This window comes from Streptomyces sp. 12E, from assembly GCF_055633275.1.
Genome location: NZ_JBVNCJ010000001.1, coordinates 1209959 through 1229505, shown reverse-complemented (window position 1 = coordinate 1229505; position 19547 = coordinate 1209959). Strand labels below are relative to the sequence as shown.

13 protein-coding genes and 1 pseudogene are annotated in these 19547 nt (G+C 72.0%); 9 read left to right on the top strand and 5 right to left on the bottom strand.

The features are described from left to right. Positions 1-2: 2 nt before the first annotated feature. Both ACZ8ZB_RS05770 and ACZ8ZB_RS05765 read right to left on the bottom strand, forming a co-directional pair. The gene (locus ACZ8ZB_RS05770) at positions 3-800 is read right to left on the bottom strand and encodes an IclR family transcriptional regulator (RefSeq protein WP_470736631.1); all 798 of its coding nucleotides are present in this window, start codon (positions 798-800) and stop codon (positions 3-5) included. Positions 801-957: 157 nt separating this feature from the next. Continuing rightward, a complete protein-coding gene (locus ACZ8ZB_RS05765; protein ID WP_470736630.1) occupies positions 958-1449 on the bottom strand; it encodes a hypothetical protein in 492 nt (163 codons plus the stop codon). A 418-nt stretch (positions 1450-1867) separates the two neighbouring features. On the opposite strand from ACZ8ZB_RS05765, the gene ACZ8ZB_RS05760 reads away from it, so the two are divergent. The 5 genes from ACZ8ZB_RS05760 to ACZ8ZB_RS05740 are packed head-to-tail and all read left to right on the top strand — an operon-like array spanning position 1868 to position 9913. Continuing rightward, positions 1868-4783, top strand: coding sequence for a sensor histidine kinase (locus ACZ8ZB_RS05760; RefSeq protein WP_470736629.1), 2916 nt, complete (start codon positions 1868-1870; stop codon positions 4781-4783). Beyond that, entirely contained in the window at positions 4780-5214 is a 435-nt protein-coding gene (locus ACZ8ZB_RS05755; protein WP_470736628.1) for a roadblock/LC7 domain-containing protein, read from the top strand. Before ACZ8ZB_RS05760 ends, ACZ8ZB_RS05755 begins: the two co-directional genes overlap by 4 nt. A 9-nt stretch (positions 5215-5223) precedes the next feature. Continuing rightward, complete coding sequence (locus ACZ8ZB_RS05750; protein WP_470736627.1) at positions 5224-5619, top strand: DUF742 domain-containing protein; 396 nt, start codon at positions 5224-5226, stop codon at positions 5617-5619. 24 nt (positions 5620-5643) lie between these two features. Then, a complete protein-coding gene (locus ACZ8ZB_RS05745; protein ID WP_470736626.1) occupies positions 5644-9327 on the top strand; it encodes a hydantoinase B/oxoprolinase family protein in 3684 nt (1227 codons plus the stop codon). Then, the gene (locus ACZ8ZB_RS05740; RefSeq protein WP_470736625.1) at positions 9308-9913 is read left to right on the top strand and encodes a GTP-binding protein; all 606 of its coding nucleotides are present in this window, start codon (positions 9308-9310) and stop codon (positions 9911-9913) included. Before ACZ8ZB_RS05745 ends, ACZ8ZB_RS05740 begins: the two co-directional genes overlap by 20 nt. Before the next feature lie 92 nt (positions 9914-10005). Here ACZ8ZB_RS05740 and ACZ8ZB_RS05735 read toward each other — a convergent pair. After that, positions 10006-10612, bottom strand: a pseudogene (locus ACZ8ZB_RS05735) (aquaporin); the annotation flags it as partial. 231 nt (positions 10613-10843) lie between these two features. Between ACZ8ZB_RS05735 and ACZ8ZB_RS05730 the strand changes: the two are divergent. Further along, positions 10844-11650, top strand: coding sequence for a M15 family metallopeptidase (locus tag ACZ8ZB_RS05730; protein WP_470736624.1), 807 nt, complete (start codon positions 10844-10846; stop codon positions 11648-11650). 45 nt (positions 11651-11695) lie between these two features. Further along, entirely contained in the window at positions 11696-12232 is a 537-nt protein-coding gene (locus ACZ8ZB_RS05725) for an NUDIX domain-containing protein (protein ID WP_470736623.1), read from the top strand. Here the strand turns inward: ACZ8ZB_RS05725 and ACZ8ZB_RS05720 are convergent. Continuing rightward, on the bottom strand, positions 12223-14601 hold the full coding sequence (locus ACZ8ZB_RS05720) for a glycoside hydrolase family 31 protein (protein WP_470736622.1): 2379 nt from the start codon (positions 14599-14601) through the stop codon (positions 12223-12225). The two genes, ACZ8ZB_RS05725 and ACZ8ZB_RS05720, sit on opposite strands and share 10 nt — an antisense overlap. Before the next feature lie 213 nt (positions 14602-14814). Between ACZ8ZB_RS05720 and ACZ8ZB_RS05715 the strand changes: the two genes are divergently transcribed. Both ACZ8ZB_RS05715 and ACZ8ZB_RS05710 read left to right on the top strand, forming a co-directional pair. Further along, positions 14815-16791: an acetoacetate--CoA ligase gene (locus ACZ8ZB_RS05715; RefSeq protein ID WP_470736621.1), complete on the top strand. Its 1977-nt coding sequence runs from the start codon at positions 14815-14817 to the stop codon at positions 16789-16791. Between the two features lie 111 nt (positions 16792-16902). Further along, entirely contained in the window at positions 16903-17790 is an 888-nt protein-coding gene (locus tag ACZ8ZB_RS05710; RefSeq protein ID WP_470736620.1) for a hypothetical protein, read from the top strand. A gap of 79 nt (positions 17791-17869) precedes the next feature. Here the strand turns inward: ACZ8ZB_RS05710 and ptsP are convergent, their stop codons facing one another. Further along, positions 17870-19540 (bottom strand): phosphoenolpyruvate--protein phosphotransferase, encoded by a 1671-nt coding sequence (gene ptsP, locus ACZ8ZB_RS05705; protein WP_470736619.1) that lies wholly within the window; start codon positions 19538-19540, stop codon positions 17870-17872. Between the last annotated feature and the right edge of the window lie 7 nt (positions 19541-19547).

Below are 19547 nucleotides of genomic sequence, written 5' to 3'. Positions count from 1 at the left end.
GCTCAGAAGCCGTAACCCATGCGCCGGGACAGCTCGGCCGCCGCCGTCGCCGTCCGGCCGCCCAGCTCGGGCAGCCGGTCCGCACGCAGCCGGTACACCGGTCCCGAGACGCTGATCGCCGCGATCACCGTGCCGTCGTGTGAGCGGACCGGCGCGGCGACGGCCGCGAGCCCCAGCTCCAGTTCCTCGAGCGTGGCGGCGTACCCGTGCTCGACCGCCGTCTCCAGCTCATCGCGCAGTCTCCGTGCCGTGGTGATCGTCCGCTCCGTGAACCGGTGCAGCGGGCGCGCGAGGTGGCCCTCACGAACGGAGGGTGGCAGGTGGGCCAGGAACACCTTGCCGCCGGCGGTGGCGTGCAGCGGGGTGCGCCTGCCGAGCCAGTTCTGCGCGGTGACCGACGCCGTGCCCCGGGCCTGCATGATGTTGACGGCGGCGTCGTCGTCCAGCACCGCTATGTTCACCGTCTCGCCGAGTTCGTCGGCGAGTTCCCGGCACACCGGGATGCCCTCCTGCGAGATGTCCAGCCGCACGGCGGCCGCCCCCGCGAGGCGCAGCACACCGGCGCCCAGGTGGTACTTGCCGCGGTCCTTCGTCTGGGACACCAGCCCGCGGTTCTCCAGGACACCGAGCAGCCTGAAGGCCGTGGACTTGTGCACGCCCAGTTCGCCGGCGATCTCCGTGACACCCGCCTCGCCGTGCCGCGCCAGGATCTCCAGCACGCTCACCGCACGGTCCACCGACCGCACGGCACTCGTCGTGCCCCTCCCGTTCTCCCCGGGCTGTTTCCGCTCGCCGGTCATGGCTCGGCTCTCACCATCTGTCGGCCCGGTGCGGGCCGGTGCCGGCCGCCCTCGCTGCGACGGTCACCCGCGCCCGGGAAGTATTGCGCGCAGCGCTTGCAGGCGCGGCATACGCAACCTCAGCCTACCGAGATCCTGTGCGCCGCCGGGAGTGCCGTCAGGGGTGCGACAGCTGCCCGGCTCCGCCCCGTCGGCGTATTCGAGCCTGCGCCCGCTGGGCGGACCGCTGCTGACGGCGGGCGCGGCGCCGCTCCCGGCGCAGGGCCCGCGCGGTGCTGCTGGGCGCGGACACCACGCCGTAGCGCTGATTCCAGACCTGGCGGGTCACCCAGACGTCCAGGACCCCCCAGGTCGCCAGGATCGTACTGACGACACTGCTGATGACCATGGGGAACGCCAGCCAGGACCCGGCCAGCGTGCACAGGAAGGCCACCATGGCCTGGACGAGCGTCACCGCGATGATGAGCACCGCCCGTACGGCCGCCGTCCGTACCGGGTCCGGCAACCGGCGCCGCCGGGCCGGCTCCTCGACCCACAAAGGCCGGTAGGAGGCCTTCCCGGCGAGCCCGCCGGGTTCGCCGGTGCCTCCTCTGGTCTTCCGCGCCGCAGTGCCCTCCTCGGGCGCCTCGCGCCGCTCCGCCGTGCCCATCAACGTGTCACTCCCCACCGCCGGCAGACCGCTCGCCCGTGTCCGAAGACCCGGTCCTCCAGTGGCTGCCCGGCTTGCGCTGTTCTACGCCGCCCGGGTGCAGGACACGGCTCTTGCGGCCGATTCCGCCCCCATTTCCCACACAGAAGGACGAACGGCACGTCGCGAAGATTCCCGACCGGGAAAGAAACCGGCCAAACATCCTCGTACGTCCGGGAGATCGGCCCGCGGGGCGCACCCCTGATTTCGGGAGGCGATCTCCCACAATGCCCGGACAACTCGTCACCTCCCGTCCCTGGCACCGCACTACAGCTTCCGGACGGCTCTTAGAGTTCATCCCGGCGCGGTAGTAGGCTCGCGCCGTTTGTTGACGCACATGTGTACCCCCGGTCTTTCGGGGGCCGAGCTGGGGGAGGCCATGCGCTTTCGCGGGAATTCCATCCGCCGGAAGATCGTGGCGCTGCTTCTCGTGCCGCTGTTGTCCCTGACGACGATCTGGGCCTTCACCACGGTGCTCACGGGCCGTGAGGCAAGCCATCTGTTCGACGTGTCGTCGGTGATGGAGGAGATCGGCTACCCCGTCGAGGACACCGTCCGCGTCCTCCAGCAGGAGCGTCGGCAGACCCTCGTCTATCTCGCCGACCCCCGTGCCTCCGACGGCCTTGCCGCGCTGAGGCGCAGTCGTTCCGCCACCGACGCCGCCGTCGCCGCCGTCCGCAGGAGCGCGACGAACGCCGATGTGCGCGAGGCCATGCACGGGGACTCCGGCGAACTGAGCGCCGTGCTCGACTCCTTCGAGGGCATCGACTCCCTGCGCCGCAGCGTCGAGGACGGCACCGTCAACCGTTCTCAGGCCTTCGACCTCTACAACGGGCTGGTCGACCCGTGTTACATCCTGCTGGCCAATCTGCATGTGGTCGACGACGTCGAGCTTGACAAGCAGTACCGCGCCCTTGTCAGTCTCGCCCGCGCCCGCGAACTGCTCTCCCGTGAGGACGCCCTGCTCGGCTCCGCGCTGATCGTCGGCAAGCTGTCCCGTGCCGAAGTGCGGGAGATCTCCGGCCTCGTGGCCCAGCGCACCCTGATGTACGACGCCGGCCTGCCGCAGTTGCCCGCGTCCGAGCGCGACCGCTACGAGGCCTTCTGGAAGAACGCCGCGTCCGCCCCACTGCGCGTGGGCGAGGAAGCAGCCGTCTCCTCCGGCGCCGGGACGCCCCGCGGGGTCACGGCCAAGAGCTGGGACGTCGCCGCCGGCAAAGTGCTCTCCGAACTCGGCACCCTCAACGACCAGGCCGCCGACCGCTACCAGGACCGCGTCCGTCCCGTTGCCATGGGCGTCATCACCCAGGCCGTCATCGCCGGTGTCCTCGGACTGGTGGCCCTCCTGGTGTCCCTCGTCCTCTCCGTACGCGTGGGCCGCGGACTCGTCCGGGATCTCCGGCAGCTGCGCCTGGAGGCCCACGAGGCGTCCGGCGTGCGGCTGCCCAGTGTGATGCGCCGCCTCTCGGCGGGCGAACAGGTCGACGTCGAGACCGAGGTGCCGCGCCTGGAGTACGACAAGAACGAGATGGGGGAGGTCGGTCAGGCCCTCAACACCCTCCAGCGCGCCGCCGTGGAGGCCGCCGTCAAACAGGCCGAACTGCGCGCCGGTGTCTCCGAGGTGTTCGTCAACCTCGCCCGCCGCAGCCAGGTTCTGCTGCACAAGCAGCTCACCCTGCTGGACGCCATGGAACGCAGGACCGAGGACACCGAGGAACTCGCCGACCTGTTCCGGCTGGACCATCTCACCACCCGCATGCGCCGGCATGCCGAGGGTCTGGTGATCCTCTCCGGTGCCGCGCCCTCCCGGCAGTGGCGCAAGCCCGTCCAGCTCATGGACGTCGTACGCGCCTCCGTCGCCGAGGTCGAGGACTACGAACGCATCGAGGTCCGGCGGCTGCCGCGGGTCGCCGTCACCGGTCCGGCCGTCGCCGACCTCACCCACCTCGTGGCCGAACTCCTGGAGAACGCCACGGTGTTCTCCCCACCGCACACTGCCGTCCAGGTCCACGGCGAGCGTGTGGCCAACGGTTTCACCCTGGAGATCCACGACCGAGGGCTCGGCATGGCGGCCGACGCCCTCCTGGACGCCAATCTCAGGCTCGCCGAGACCTCCGAGTTCGAGCTCTCCGACACCGACCGGCTCGGACTGTTCGTGGTCAGCCGTCTCGCCCGGCGCCAGAACGTCAGGGTCTCCCTGCAGCCCTCCCCGTACGGCGGCACCACTGCGGTCGTCTTCATCCCCGAGGCGCTGCTGACGGACGACGTTCCGGACACCAACGGCGTCGGTTTCCGCCTGGACCGCCCCCAGCGAGCCAAGGACCGGGAACCGGAGGAGAGCCGCCGCGCCGCGCTCCCCCAGGTGCCCGTACAGCTGCCCCGGCTCCCCGCCTCGCTGCTGGACGGACCGGTCGAACTGGAAGCCCCCGTCGACCTGGACGCGCTCGACGACTTTCCCGGCGCTCTGGACGACGAGGACAGCCGGCGCGGCGGCCTCTTCCGCTCCCGCCGCTCCCGCACCGGCGCCCAGGAGGAGCGGTCCGGCCGCGAGCACCCTCGGCAGACCCCCGACGCGCAGGAGGACACGGACCCGGTCGAAGAGGACCGGAGCACCCCGGTTCCGCCGGCCCGCAGGGGAGCACCCAAGCTGGTCAGCTCCCACGGACGCCCGGTCCGCGACGCGCGCACCCGTGCGGGGCGCACGGGCGAGGAGGACACTTCCGCCGCGTCGACCCGGCCCGATCCGGAAGCGGCCCCCCCGCTGCCGGCCCGCCGCCGCACCGAACGGCTCCCCTCCGACGCCGAGCGTGAACGGCCGGACGCGGACTCGCTGCCTCCGCTGCCCGCCCGCCGACGGGGCCCCGCTCCCTCCCGGCCCAGGACCGGAACCGGGGACCGGAGCGCCCCCCCGGCACCCTCCGGCCCCGTGCGCGATGACCGGCCGGAGCCCTCTGCAGGCCTTCCCCGGCGCACCCGCCGCCCCGCCATCGCGGCGAGCGGCCCCGACGATTCCTCGCCGGCCGCGGGCGGCACGGACACCGGCGCCGCGCAGCCCGGCGCCGGACCGCTGCCCCGGCGCGTACGGCAGGCCAGCCTCGCCCCGCAGCTCAAGCACAGTGCCGAACGGCGGAACGAGGACAGGACCCGGCCCGTTGAACGGGATGCCGACGAAGTCCGCAGCCGCATGGCCTCGCTCCAGCGCGGCTGGCAGCGCGGCCGTGAGGAGAACGCCGCCGGCGACGAAGCCGACAGCGGCACAGCACCACGACGAACGACAAAGGGGGACGGTCGATGACCGCACCGAGGGCCACCGGCCACACCACGACCGACAAGGGGGAGCTGAACTGGCTCCTCGACGACCTGGTGGACCGCGTCGCCAGCATCCGCAAGGCGATCGTGCTCTCCGGCGACGGCCTGCCCATAGGGGCGTCGAAGGACCTCACCCGTGAGGACAGCGAGCATCTGGCCGCCGTCGCCTCCGGCTTCCACAGCCTCGCCAAGGGCGTGGGCCGCCACTTCGAGGTCGGCGACGTCCGCCAGACCGTCGTCGAACTCGACGAGGCGTTCCTCTTCGTCACCGCCGCCGGCGACGGGAGCTGCCTCGCCGTCCTCGCGGACGCCGACTCGGACGTCGGACAGGTCGCCTACGAGATGACGCTCCTCGTGAAGCGGGTGGGTGTGCATCTGGGCGCCGCTCCGCGCACCGATCTGCCCTCGGGCGGGTAGTGGGATGACATGAGTGCTGACGGTCAGGGTGGAAGCCACTGGTTCGACGACGAGGCTGGACCGGTCGTCCGTCCGTACGCCATGACGCGGGGCCGCACCACCAGTGCGGCCCAGCACCGCCTCGACCTGATCGCGGTGGTCGTCACGGAGCCGCACGCGGACGATCCGGAGGCCGACCCCACGCTCTCCCCGGAACACGTGGACATCGTCGAACTGTGCCGCGACACCTCGCAGACTGTCGCCGAACTCTCCGCCGAACTCGATCTGCCGATCGGAGTGGTCCGGGTCCTCGTCGGAGATCTCGTGGAATCGGAATTCGTCCATGTGAACCGGCCGGTACCCCCGGCCGAGCTGCCGGACGAGAGTATTCTGCGCGACGTGATCAACGGCCTCCGGGCGCTGTGACCGGCGCGGAAGCGGGATACCGACGTGACAGGCTGGCAGTTCTGGGTCGACCGAGGCGGCACCTTCACCGACATCGTCGCGAGGCGCCCCGACGGCCGGCTGCTGATGTGCAAGGTGCTGTCCGACAACCCGGCTCCGGAACACACCCGGCACCGCGGGAGCCGGAGGACACACGGCACCGACGCGGCGGTCGTGGGCGTCCGCGAACTGCTGGCCGGATCCGACGCCCCCGTCGACGCCGTACGCATGGGGACCACCGTCGCCACCAACGCCCTCCTCGAGCGCACGGGCGAACGGACCCTGCTGGTCGTCACCCGCGGCTTCCGCGACGCGCTGCGCATCGCCTACCAGAACCGCCCGCACATCTTCGCCCGCCGTATCGACCTGCCCGAGCTGCTGCACGAACGGGTCGTCGAGGTGGACGAACGCATCGCCGCCGACGGCACCGTCCTGCGCGCCCCCGACCTGGACGCCCTCACCGGACCGCTGCGACGGGCGTACGACGACGGCATCCGAGCCGTCGCCGTGGTCTGCGTGCACAGCCATCTCCACCCCGCCCACGAGCAAGCGATCGGGGAACTCGCCGCCCGCATCGGCTTCCCGCAGATCTCGCTGTCCAGCGAGGTCAGTCCTCTGATGAAGCTCGTCCCGCGCGGCGACACCGCCGTCGTCGACGCCTACCTCTCGCCCGTGCTGCACCGCTACGTCCGCCATGTCGCCGACGAACTCGACGGCGTACGGCTGATGTTCATGCAGTCCAACGGCGGCCTCACCGAAGCCGGCCGGTTCCGCGGCAAGGACGCCGTCCTGTCCGGGCCGGCCGGCGGCATCGTCGGCATGGCCCGCATGTCGCAGCTCGCCGGCTTCGACCGCGTCATCGGCTTCGACATGGGCGGCACCTCCACCGACGTCTCGCACTACGCGGGCGAGTACGAACGCGTCTTCACCACGCAGATCGCCGGGGTCCGGCTGCGTGCGCCCATGCTGGACATCCACACCGTCGCCGCCGGCGGCGGCTCGGTCCTCCACTTCGACGGCTCCCGCTACCGCGTGGGGCCGGACTCGGCGGGCGCCGACCCGGGCCCCGCCTGCTACCGGCGCGGGGGCCCGCTCACGGTCACCGACGCCAACGTCATGCTCGGCCGTATCCAGCCCGCCCACTTCCCCACGGTGTTCGGCCCGGACGGCGGCCGGCCCCTCGACGACGCGCTCGTCCGCGACCGCTTCACCGCCCTCGCCGACGAGATCCACGAGCAGACCGGCGACGACCGCACCCCCGAGCAGGTCGCCGAGGGCTATCTGAGGATCGCCGTCGCCAACATCGCCGGCGCGGTGAAGCGGATCTCCGTGCAAAAGGGCCACGACATCACTCGGTACACCCTCACCACCTTCGGCGGAGCGGGGGGACAGCACGCGTGCATGGTCGCCGACTCCCTCGGCATCCGCACCGTCCTCGTCCCGCCCATGGCAGGCGTCCTGTCCGCGCTCGGCATCGGCCTCGCCGACACCACGGCCATGCGGGAGCGCTCCGTCGAGGTCTCCCTGGAGCCGTCCTCCATGCCCGGCGTCCACCAGACCGCCGACGACCTCGAAGCGGCGGCCCGCGCGGAACTCCTCGCCGAGGACGTCCCCGAGGAACGCATCGAGGTCACCCGCCGCGCCCAGCTCCGCTACGACGGCACCGACACCACCCTCACCGTCGAGCTGACCGAGCCCGGCACGATGCGGCACGCCTTCGAGGAACGTCATCGCGCCACGTACTCCTTCACGCTCGACCGTCCGATCGTCGTCGAAGCCCTCTCCGTCGAGGCCACCGGCATCACCGAACCCCCCGATCTCTCCGCCCTCGCTCCCCGCGAAAGCACTGTCCGACACCGCGGCGAGACCCCGCGGACCGTCCGCCTCCACACCGGCGGCACCTGGCGCGACGCACCCCTCCGCCGCCGCGAGGACCTTCCCCCCGGCGAAACCGTCACCGGACCCGCGATCATCACCGAGTCCGGAGCGACGACCGTCGTCGACGAGGGCTGGCGGGCCGCGGCGACCGACGGGGGGCATCTGGTCCTGGAACGCGTCGCGGTCACACAGAGTTCCCGAGTCGGCACAGAAGCCGACCCCGTGCTGCTCGAGGTCTTCAACAACCTCTTCGTGTCCATCGCCGAACAGATGGGCGCCCGCCTCGAGTCCACCGCTCAGTCCGTCAACATCAAGGAACGACTGGACTTCTCCTGCGCCCTCTTCGACCCCGACGGAAACCTGGTGGCCAACGCCCCGCACATCCCCGTCCACCTGGGCTCGATGGGTACGAGCGTCAAAGAGGTCATCCGGCGGCGCGGCCCGGCCATGCGCCCCGGGGACACCTACGCCGTCAACGACCCGTACCACGGCGGCACCCACCTGCCCGACGTCACCGTCATCACTCCGGTCTTCGGCACCGAGCCCACCGACGGCACGGACAGTGACCGGAAGGTCCTCTTCTACGTCGCCTCACGCGGCCACCACGCCGAGATCGGCGGCATCGCCCCGGGCTCCATGCCGGCCGACAGCCGCACCATCGACGAGGAGGGTGTCCTCTTCGACAACTGGCTGCTCACCGAGAACGGCCGTTTCCGCGAGGAGGAGACCCTCCGTCTCCTCACCGAGGCCCCCCACCCCTCCCGCAACCCGGAGACCAACCTCGCCGACCTGCGCGCCCAGATCGCCGCCAACCGCAAGGGCGTCGACGAGGTCGGCCGCATGATCGAGGACTTCGGCCTCGACGTCGTCCAGGCCTACATGAAGCACGTCCAGGACAACGCCGAAGAGGCGGTGCGCCGCGTCATCGACGCCCTCGACGACGGTGCGTACGCCTACGAGACCGACTCGGGCGCCGTCATCGGCGTGCGCGTCCGCGTGGACCGCGAGAACCGCCGCGCGGCCATCGACTTCACCGGCACCTCCGCCCAGCTGCCCACCAACTTCAACGCCCCCCGCTCCGTCGTCAACGCGGCGGTCCTGTACGTCTTCCGCACCCTGGTCGCCGACGACATCCCGCTCAACGACGGCTGCCTGCGACCGCTGGACATCACCGTGCCGCCGGGCTCCATGCTGGCTCCCGAGCCGCCGGCCGCCGTCGTCGCGGGCAATGTGGAGACCTCCCAGGCCATCACCGGCGCCCTGTACGCGGCCCTGGGCGTCCAGGCGGAGGGCTCCGGCACCATGAACAACATCACCTTCGGCAACGCCCGTCACCAGTACTACGAGACCGTCGCCTCAGGCTCGGGCGCCGGAGACGGCTTCCCCGGAGCATCCGTCGTACAGACCCACATGACCAACTCCCGGCTCACCGACCCGGAGATCCTGGAGTGGCGGCTGCCCGTCCGCCTCGAGGGGTTCGCGGTGCGCCGCGGCAGCGGCGGCGCCGGACGGTGGCGCGGCGGGGACGGAGCCGTGCGCCGCATCCGCTTCCTGGAGCCCATGACGGTCTCCACGCTGTCCCAGCACCGCAGGGTCCCTCCGTACGGCATGGCCGGAGGCGAACCCGGCGCGTCGGGCGCCCACCGGATCGAACGGGCGGACGGCACGGTCGTCCGGCTCGCCGGAAGCGACTCGGCGGACGTCGGACCCGGCGACGTACTCGTCGTCGAAACCCCCGGCGGCGGGGGATACGGCCCGCCGCCCGACCCCCATCAAGCAGGAGAAGAGATCGATGATCTTCGGGCGTTCTGAGCGCGGCAAGCCCCCGGTCGAGCCCGTCACGCTCAAGATCCTGGTGGCCGGCGGCTTCGGCGTGGGCAAGACCACGCTCGTCGGCGCGGTCAGCGAGATCAGACCGCTGCGCACCGAGGAACTCCTCACCGAGGCCGGGCGCCCGGTCGACGACACCTCCGGTGTGGAGGCCAAGAACACCACCACCGTGGCCATGGACTTCGGCCGCATCACGCTCCGCGAGGACCTGGTGCTGTACCTCTTCGGCACGCCCGGACAGGAGCGGTTCTGGTTCATGTGGGACGAGCTGTCCGAGGGCGCCCTCGGAGCCGTCGTCCTCGCCGACACCCGGCGCCTGGAGGACTGTTTCGCGGCCATCGACTACTTCGAGCGGCGGGCCATCCCGTTCCTCGTCGGCGTCAACCGCTTCGACGGAGCGGCGCGCTACCCGGCCGACGACGTCCGCCGCGCGCTCGACCTCGACGACCACGTACCGCTGCTGATGTGCGACGCGCGGGACCGCGAATCGGTCAAGGAGGTCCTCGTCGGCGTCGTCCAGCACGCCATGGCCCAGGCCGCGCAGCGACGCCAGACGGTCGGCACCTGAGAACGGCGGCAGGTCCGCGGCCCGGGCCCCCACCGACCGGAGCCCGGGCCGGGGGTCCGGAGGACGACGCACCACGCGCGTGGTCAGCCGTCACCCTCGTGGGGAATCGGGAGCAGCGTGCGCACGACGCGCGGGCCGGGTCGACGGCGTACCCGTGGGGCCGCCGAGCGACAGTCCGATGCCGACCACCGTGAACGAGACGATCAGGACCGTCGTGCCCGGCTCGCCCAGCCCCTCGGTGAGGCCGAAGGCCAGGATCGGCGGCACCAGACCCATGGCCGAGATGATCTCGGTGACGAGGTTCGCGACGGGCTCGCGGATCGCCGGGGTCGTGGAGGAGATCCCGGGCGCCGACCGGGCGATGCCCTCCTCGGCGTTGGCCTGGAACCGCGCGTAGCGGACCAGTCGGCACGACACGGCGCCCGGCATCACGCCGGCCGTCTGCCCGGCGGCGCGGACGCGGACGTGAGCCCGCCCCCGGGTGTCGACGGCGATCCCGAGGGCGACCGCCGGGTCGAGACGGCCGCCGGACGGCGGGGCGGCGGTGTACGCCCCGGCCATCACGCCGAAACCCCGGCCCGACGCGATGACGACCCGGCCGGCGCCCTTCGCCTTCGAGCGGTCGAGCACGACGGCGGCGACCGCACCGGCGCCGAACAGGATCAGGATCGCGCTACCGATGATCTCCCCGACGCCTATGGCTGCGTTGCTCGTGGCGGCTCCTGGGCCCGGCCCGGGATGATCCGCCCCGGACCTCGCGTGCAGGGTGCGCTTCCCGGGGCGACTTCAGCCGGAGGCGGGGAGGACCCGCGCCCCGTCCGGCGTCCGTGACGAGCGTGCCGTCGCAGCCGAATCGTCCGCGGGGGAGTGGGCCGTGCCGCAGGAGGGACCCTTCCCCGGAGGAGCCGACTCCTGATAGACGCAGGGGACATGACACGACTCTCCCCCGCGGTACGCGCTCTGACCGCCGTCGCCGCCCTGCTCGCCGTGACCGCCGCCTCCGCCACCGCCCAGGCGAAGCCCGAACCCAGGGCGCCCCGTGACTTCGTGGCGCTGAACAGCGTGGACCCGACGATCATCCAGGAGATCCGTTACTTCACCCCGCACAACTTCGTCGGCGAGCCCATCGACGGCTACCGGCAGCCGCTGTGCATCCTCACCCGCCCCGCCGCCGAGGCCCTCCGCACGGCGCAGCGGAAGCTGTCGCGCCAGGGCTACTCCCTGAAGGTGTACGACTGTTACCGGCCACAGCGCGCGGTGGACCACTTCGTGCGCTGGGCCGAGGACCTCGACGACCAGAGGATGAAGGCCGAGTTCTACCCGGACGTCGACAAGACCCGGTTGTTCGCCGACGGCTACATCGCGGAGAAATCCGGCCACAGCCGTGGCTCGACCGTGGACCTCACCCTAGTGGAAATCCCCACGAAGCCGACACGGCCCTACCACCCGGGACAGCCCCTCACCCCCTGCTTCGCCCCCGAGGACGAGCGGTTCCCCGACACCTCCGTCGACATGGGCACCGGCTACGACTGCTTCGACACCCTCAGCCACACCCTCGACCCGCGCGTCCGGGGCGAACAGCGCGCCAACCGGCTGCTCCTCAAGAGCACCCTGGAGGACCTCGGCTTCGTGAACCTCGCCGAGGAATGGTGGCACTACACCTTCACACCGGAGGCCCACCCGGACACCTACTTCGACTTTCCGGTGTCCCGGAGGTCGCTCACCGGCCACAACTGACCGGCCCCCGGCGACGCCCCCACCGTGATCGGATACAGTCCGCGCGTGTCCGAAACCCATGCCACGGCTCCCAACTCCGCACCGGACTCCCACTGTTCGAGCTGCGGCGCTGCCTTCGGAGGGGGCGTCTCCGGCTGGCCCCGTACCTGCTCTTCCTGCGGCACCGTCGCCTACCGCAACCCGCTGCCGGTCGCGGTCGCCCTCCAGCCCGTGTACGACACGCAGGGCACCGGTCTCGTCGTCATCACCCGCACCATCGCGCCCGCGCGCGGGCGCACGGCCCTGCCCGGCGGCTACATCGACGACCGGGAGGACTGGCGTCAGGCCGTCGTCCGCGAACTCGGGGAGGAGACCGGCATCGACGCGGCGAGCCGCGACGTACGGCTCGCCGACGCCATGAGCTCGCCCGACGGACACCTGCTGCTGTTCGGGCTCCTCCCGGAACGCCCCGCGGAAGACCTGCCGCCCTTCACCGCCACCGACGAGACCGGGGAGCGCCGCCTGCTGCGCCGCCCGGAGGAACTCGCTTTCCCCCTGCACACCCTGGCCGCACGGGCCTGGTTCGAGGGCCGCTACATCTGACCCCCGCCCGTGCCCACCCCGCGGACGCGCACCGGGCAGGACGGCTCCACGTCGCCGTCCTCGCCCTCCCGCCCGACGACGACCCGCGGGCCCGACCACCGCACCGTGTAACGCTCGACCTCCGGTTCCCCCCACCCCTCGCCGGCATCCGGCACGACCAGCCCGCCCCCGGTCCGCCCTCGGGCCGGTGCCCACACCTCCAGCTCCGGGCCACCGTCCTCCCCCAGCACCGGAAGAACGGCGCCCCCGCGTGCGAACACCGGAATCCGCCCCAGCGGCGCGTCGACCCACACCCGGGCCGGCCCGTCGTACGCCCGTTCCGTCGCCGTGTCGTACCACCGCCCGCGCGGCAGCTGGACGGCCCGCCGCTCCACGCCCGGCGCGAGCACCGGCGCCACCAGCAGGCAGTCGCCGAGCAGAAAGGCGTCCTCGCAGTCGCGCAACGCGCGCTCCTCGGGCGCCGACCACCACAAGGGGCGCACGTACGGCGCCCCGGTACGCCGGGCCAGGTGCGCCAGCGTCACGAAGTACGGCAGCAGCCGCCGGCGTCCGGCGAACACCACGCGCGCATGCCCGAGCACCTCCGCGCCGGCCTCCCACGGCTCACCCCGGCCCGCACGCGCACCGGCACGGGTGCGGAAGAACGGAAGATGGGCCCCCAACTGGAGCCCGCGCAGATACAGCTCGGGCGACGCCTCCCCGTCGAGGCCGCCGGCGTCCGGGCCCGCGCAGGGAACACCGCACAGGCCCAGCCCCAGCACCAGCGACAGCGCCGCCCGCAACCCGGACCACCCCGTCATCACCTCGCCCGACCACGCCCCGCCGTGACGCTGCATACCGGCCCACCCGGAACGCGAGAACACGAGGGGCCGTTCCCGGGGGGTCCGCTCCCGCAGACCCTCGTACGCCGCCCGGGCCATGCACAGCCCGTACACGTTGTGCGCCTCGCGATGATCACCTCCGCGCCCGTCCAGCGCGTGGCGCGCCGACCGCGGCAGCGTCGGCTCGCCGAAGGCCGTGAAGGACGTCGGCTCGTCCATGCTGTGCCAGAAGCCCGTGAACCCCTGTGCCAGCCGTTCCGTGTACAAGCCACCCCACCACGCACGCACGCGCGCGTGCGTGAAGTCCGGAAAGACCGCCTCCCCGGACCACCCGACCCCTTCCACGACCTCCCCGGAGGCGTCCCGGACGAACGCGTCCCGCTCCACCCCCTCGTCGTACACGGTGGCGCCGGGTGCCACACCCACCGCCGGACCGACGACCGACACCAGCCTGATCCCCTCGCGTCGCAGCTCGTCCGCGAGAACCGGCAGCTTGGGGAAGCGCTCCTGGTCCACGGTGAACACCTGACGGGCATCGAAGTGCTCGACGCCGAGGTGCACGGCGTCGAGCGGCAGCCCGTGCTCCCGGTACCCCTCGACGATCCGCCGCACCTCCTCCTCGTCACCGAAAGCCCCTCGCGCGTGATGGTGGCCGAACGCCCACGCGGGCGGCAGCGCCGGCGCACCGGTGAGGGAGGCCCAGGCGAGCAGCACCCGCGCGGGAGCACCCACCATCACCCAGCAGCGCAGCGGACCACCGTCCATGCGCAGCTCGCTCGTCCCGGCCCGGTCGTGTCCGGAACCGGCGCCCTCCTCACCCTCCCGCAGCACCACGGTGCCGTCCCACGGGTTGTCGTAGAACACCAGATGCGTGCCCGCGTCGGCCACCACCATCTGCACCGGCATCGTCAAGGACGGCGGATCGTCGCCGAGACCGACGGCACGACCGGGTGCGGCGTTCCACAGCCGGTACGCGCCGTCCCGCAGCCGGGGACCCGGAGCACGCCCCCCGAGCCCGAAGAAACGCGCGTCGGCCGGCACCTCGGACCGCTGCCTCCAGCGCGCGGCGCCACCGCCCACCGGCTCCCACCACCGCGGCGGCAGATCGCGCCGAAGCATCACACCTCCCGGGGTGAGCACCTCCACCGCGCCGTGCCGCGAGACCACCACCGTCACCCGCTCGGCCACCACCCGCCAGCCACCGTCCTTGTCCGGCTCCAGCGCGGCCCGCGGATCCGGATCGGGACAGCGGTCGGCCAGCGCGTACGACGGCTCCGGAGCAGCCCCGTCCCAGCCCCAGAAGACCGCACCGTTCACCGCCACGAAGATCCGCAACTCCGAGCGGCCGAACCTGACCAGCCCGCCACCGAGCCCCGGCTCCACCTCCCGCACGGCCCCGGGAACCCGCGCCCGCACCGGCCCCCGCGGCGGCAGCCCGGTGGCGTCGGCACGCCGCCTGCGCCACGCTGCTCGTACGGTACGCAACCCCTGAGCCGCCCCCACCGAACCGACCGATTTCACCGAACGCACCAGGTCACGACCGTCCATGTTGCTCACCCTGCCATCGCGCACACCCACCGTGCGGGTCGTTCAACTGCCGTTCACCTGTGATCGGAGCACATCCTCATGACACGGACCATGTGGGGGATGCCCTGGTGCGGAAGTCGATCACATGGCATCGTCCCTGTCAGCCGCGTCACGCGCACACCCCAGCCCGTGCGCGGAGGACGCACACGACGCGCACAGTCCGGGAGCCGCCCCATGTCGACCGTGAACCCCCAGCCGCTCTGGCAGCCGAGCCGGGAACAGATCGCCCAGGCACGGATCACCGCCTTCCAGACGTGGGCCGCCGAACACCACGGCGCCCCCGCCGAGGGCGGCTACGCGGCGCTCCACCGCTGGTCCGTGGACGAGCTGGACACCTTCTGGAAAGCGGTCACCGAGTGGTTCGACGTCCGCTTCTCGACCCCCTGCGCGCGCGTGCTGGGCGACCGCACGATGCCCGGCGCCCAGTGGTTCCCCGGGGCCACGCTGAACTACGCCGAACACGCGCTGCGCGCCGCCGCCTCCCGCGCGGACGAAGCGGCCCTGCTGTACGTCGACGAAACCCATGACCCGCGCCCCGTCACCTGGGCCGAGCTGCGCCGCCAGGTCGGTTCCCTGGCGGCCGGACTGCGCTCCCTCGGCGTACGTCCCGGAGACCGGGTCAGCGGATACCTGCCGAACATCCCGCAGGCCGTCGTCGCCCTCCTCGCCACGGCGGCCGTGGGCGGCGTGTGGACCTCCTGCGCACCCGACTTCGGCGCCCGCAGCGTCCTCGACCGCTTCCAGCAGGTGGAACCCGTCGTCCTGTTCACCGTCGACGGCTACCGCTACGGCGGAAAGGAACACGACCGCCGCGACGTCGTCGCCGAACTACGCCGTGAACTGCCCACCCTGCGCGCCGTCGTACACATCCCCCTGCTCGGCACCGAGGCCCCCGACGGCGCACTGGACTGGTCCGCGCTCACCGCAGCCGACACCGAACCGGTCTTCGAACCGGTGCCCTTCGGCCACCCGCTGTGGGTGCTCTACTCCTCCGGCACCACCGGACTGCCCAAGGCGATCGTCCAGTCCCAGGGCGGCATCCTCGTCGAGCACCTCAAGCAGCTCGGGCTCCACTGCGACCTGGGCCCCGAGGACCGCTTCTTCTGGTACACCTCCACCGGCTGGATGATGTGGAACTTCCTCGTCTCCGGCCTCCTGACCGGAACGACGATCGTCCTGTACGACGGCAGCCCCGGCCACCCGGACACAGGCGCCCAGTGGCGCATCGCCGAACGCACCGGCGCCACCCTCTACGGCACCTCCGCCGCCTACGTCATGGCGTGCCGCAAGGCCGGCGTGCACCCCTCGCGCGACTTCGACCTCTCCGCGGTGAAGTGCGTCGCGACCACCGGCTCCCCCCTGCCCCCCGACGGCTTCCGCTGGCTGCACGACGAGTTCGCCGAGAACGGAGCCGACCTGTGGATCGCCTCCGTCAGCGGCGGGACGGACGTCTGCTCCTGCTTCGCCGGAGCCGTACCGACCCTCCCCGTCCACATCGGCGAGCTCCAGGCCCCCGGCCTGGGCACGGACCTGCAGTCCTGGGACCCCAGCGGCAAGCCCCTGACCGACGAGGTCGGCGAACTCGTGGTCACCAACCCGATGCCCTCCATGCCGATCCACTTCTGGAACGACCCCGACGGCACCCGCTACCACGACAGCTACTTCGACACCTACCCCGGCGTCTGGCGGCACGGCGACTGGATCACCATCACCTCCAGGGGCTCCGTCGTCATCCACGGCCGCTCCGACTCCACGCTCAACCGCCAGGGCGTCCGCATGGGATCGGCCGACATCTACGAAGCCGTGGAACGCCTCCCCGAGATCAGGGAATCCCTCGTCATCGGCGTCGAACAACCCGACGGCGGCTACTGGATGCCCCTGTTCGTCCACCTGGCACCCGGCTCCGCCCTCGACGAGGACCTGCGCGGGCGCATCAGGGAGACCATCCGCGAACACCTGTCACCGCGTCACGTCCCCGACGAGATCATCGAGGTACCCGGCGTCCCGCACACCCTCACCGGCAAACGCATCGAGGTCCCGGTCAAGCGTCTCCTCCAGGGGGCCCCACTGGAGAAAGCGGTCAACCCGGGATCCATCGACAACCTCGACCTGCTCGCCTTCTACGAGGAACTCGCCCGCAAGCGCGCCTGATCCACCTCGCGGAGAAGACCGACTCCCCCTCCGGCCCACCCGGCCGGGCACCGTTGTCAGTGCCGGCGATTACTGTGAGTGAGCATTGATCGACTGTGCACAGGGGGAGACATGGCGTACACCGACCACCGAACCATGCGACGCGTCCTGCACCGCGAAGTCGCGGGCACCATCGGCCTGCTGGCCGACGAGCACGACTTCCGCGCCATGCGGCGCTACGACAGTTTCGTCTTCGACGACCACACCACCTACCTCAAACACATCGAAGCCGTCCTCAGGACGCGCGCACTGCAGGGCAGCCACACCACGGTGGCCCTCTTCGACCCCGAGGACTACGCCGAGTACTGCGCGGAAACGGGCCTCGACCCCGACAGCCACACCAGCCGCGCACAGTTCACGGCCGCACTCGCCGCCACCGGCCCCACAGTCCCCTACGACGGCCGTCCACTGGCCGACCTCCTGCCCGGCCTCGTCGACGAGGCCGTACGTCAGGCCACCTGGGAGTACGCGGCCACGCTCCTCGCCTGCACCGGCACCTGCGCCTCGTGCGGCGAGGACCTCGGCCGCGCCGCTTTCACCCGCGCCTCGCACCTCCTCGTCCGCATCCTCGACACGGCCCCACCCGGCGACCGGCACCTCGTGTGCAGCGTCTCCGGACCACCCGAAGCGCTCGTCGCCGTCCTGCACGCCGACGACATCGCCGGCCGCACGGAACTCGACGAGTCCGAAGCCCTCGAGTTCACCACGGTCCTGGCCGTCGGCCTCGCCACCGGGAACCCCGGCGGACTGGTCATGCGGACCAGCAAATCCGGCAGCCCCGACCGTGTCCACGGCTGGCGGCTGCGCGCCCACGGCCTCGAACCCCTCACCGCCGGCGAGGTCTTCGACGCCTACTGCACCGACGCCGAGTCCGGGGAGCTGATCTCCCCGGAGTCCAACGTCGACTACTGCGAGCCACCCGACCTCGGTGAAGGGCCGGGCCCGGCCCACCGCCACTGAGCCGGAAACGCCCGAGGGGCGCCCCACCTCCAAGTGGAGCGCCCCCGGGGGACACCGATCGCCGACCGGCCCGGTCCGGCTACTCGCCCGACAGCACCGCCTGAGCGGCGTCACGGGCATCCGCGGCGCTGTCCGCCGCCCGGGCCGCCGCCGCGGCCCGCTCACACTGCGCCAGCGTGAACTTCGCCAGCGACGCCCGTACATACGGAATGGACGCCGCACCCATGGAGAGAGAGGTGACACCCAGACCGGTCAGCACACACGCGAGCAGCGGGTCGGAAGCAGCCTCACCGCAGACACCGCAGCTCTTGCCCTCGGCCTTCGCAGCCTCGGCGGACAACGCCACCAGGTCGAGCAGCGCGGGCTGCCACGGGTCCTGCAGCCGGGACACCGCACCCACCTGACGGTCCGCGGCGAACGTGTACTGCGCGAGGTCGTTCGTGCCCAGCGACAGGAACTCCACCTCCTGCAGCACCGAACGCGCCCGCAGCGCGGCCGACGGGATCTCGACCATCGCACCGAACTTCGCCCGCAGCCCCGCCTCCCGGCACGCGTCCGCGAAAGCCTTGGCATCGGCCCGGTCCGCCACCATCGGGGCCATGACCTCGAGGTGGACGGGCAGCCCCTCGGCGGCCTTGGCCAGCGCCGTCAGCTGCGTACGCAGCACCTCGGGGTGGTCGAGCAGTGTCCGCAGACCGCGCACGCCCAGCGCCGGGTTCGGCTCGTCCGCCGGAGTCAGGAAGTCCAGCGGTTTGTCCGCGCCCGCGTCCAGCACCCGCACCACGACACGGCCCTCGGGGAACGCCTCGAGCACCTGACGGTAGGCCGCGACCTGCTTCTCCTCGGAAGGAGCCTTCTTGTCGTCGTCCAGGAACAGGAACTCGGTACGGAAGAGACCGACGCCCTCCGCGCCCGCCTCCACGGCGGCCGCCACATCAGCCGGGCCGCCGATGTTGGCCAGCAGCGGCACCTTGTGACCGTCGGCGGTCGCGCCGGGCCCGGTCGACGCGGCCAGCGCCGCCTTGCGCTCGGCCGCCGCCTCCTCGAGCCGAGCCTTCTTCTCGTCGCTCGGGTTCACGAAGATCTCGCCGGTGCTGCCGTCGACCGCTATCAGCGTGCCCTCGGTGAGTTCACCGGCCCCCGGCAGGGCGACCACGGCCGGGACACCGAGAGCGCGGGCCAGGATCGCGCTGTGGCTGGTGGGGCCGCCCTCCTCGGTCACGAAGCCGAGCACCAACGTCGGGTCGAGCAGCGCCGTGTCCGCCGGCGCGAGATCACGGGCCACGAGGACGTACGGTTCGTCGCTGTCCGGCACACCCGGCATCGGCACCCCGAGCAGCCGCGCGACGATACGGTTCCGCACGTCGTCGAGGTCGGCCACGCGGCCCGCCAGATACTCACCGGCGTTCGCGAGCAGCTCGCGGTACGCGGCGAACGCGTCGTACACCGCGCGCTCAGCGGTGCTGCCGACGGCGATGCGCCGCTCCACGTCGACCATCAGCTCGGGGTCCTGAGCCATCATGGCCTGCGCCTCGAGAACCGCCTGGGCCTCGCCCCCGGCGAGGTTGCCGCGCGCCGTCAGATCGGCGGCGACCGCCTCCACGGCCTTGCGGGCACGCCCTTGTTCGCGCTCCGCCTCTTCCGCCGGGATCTGCTTGGCCGGCGGTTCGAGCACCGCCGTACCCATGTGCCGTACCTCGCCGATCGCCACACCGTGGCTGACGCCGACGCCTCGCAGCGTTGTCTCCATCTCACCG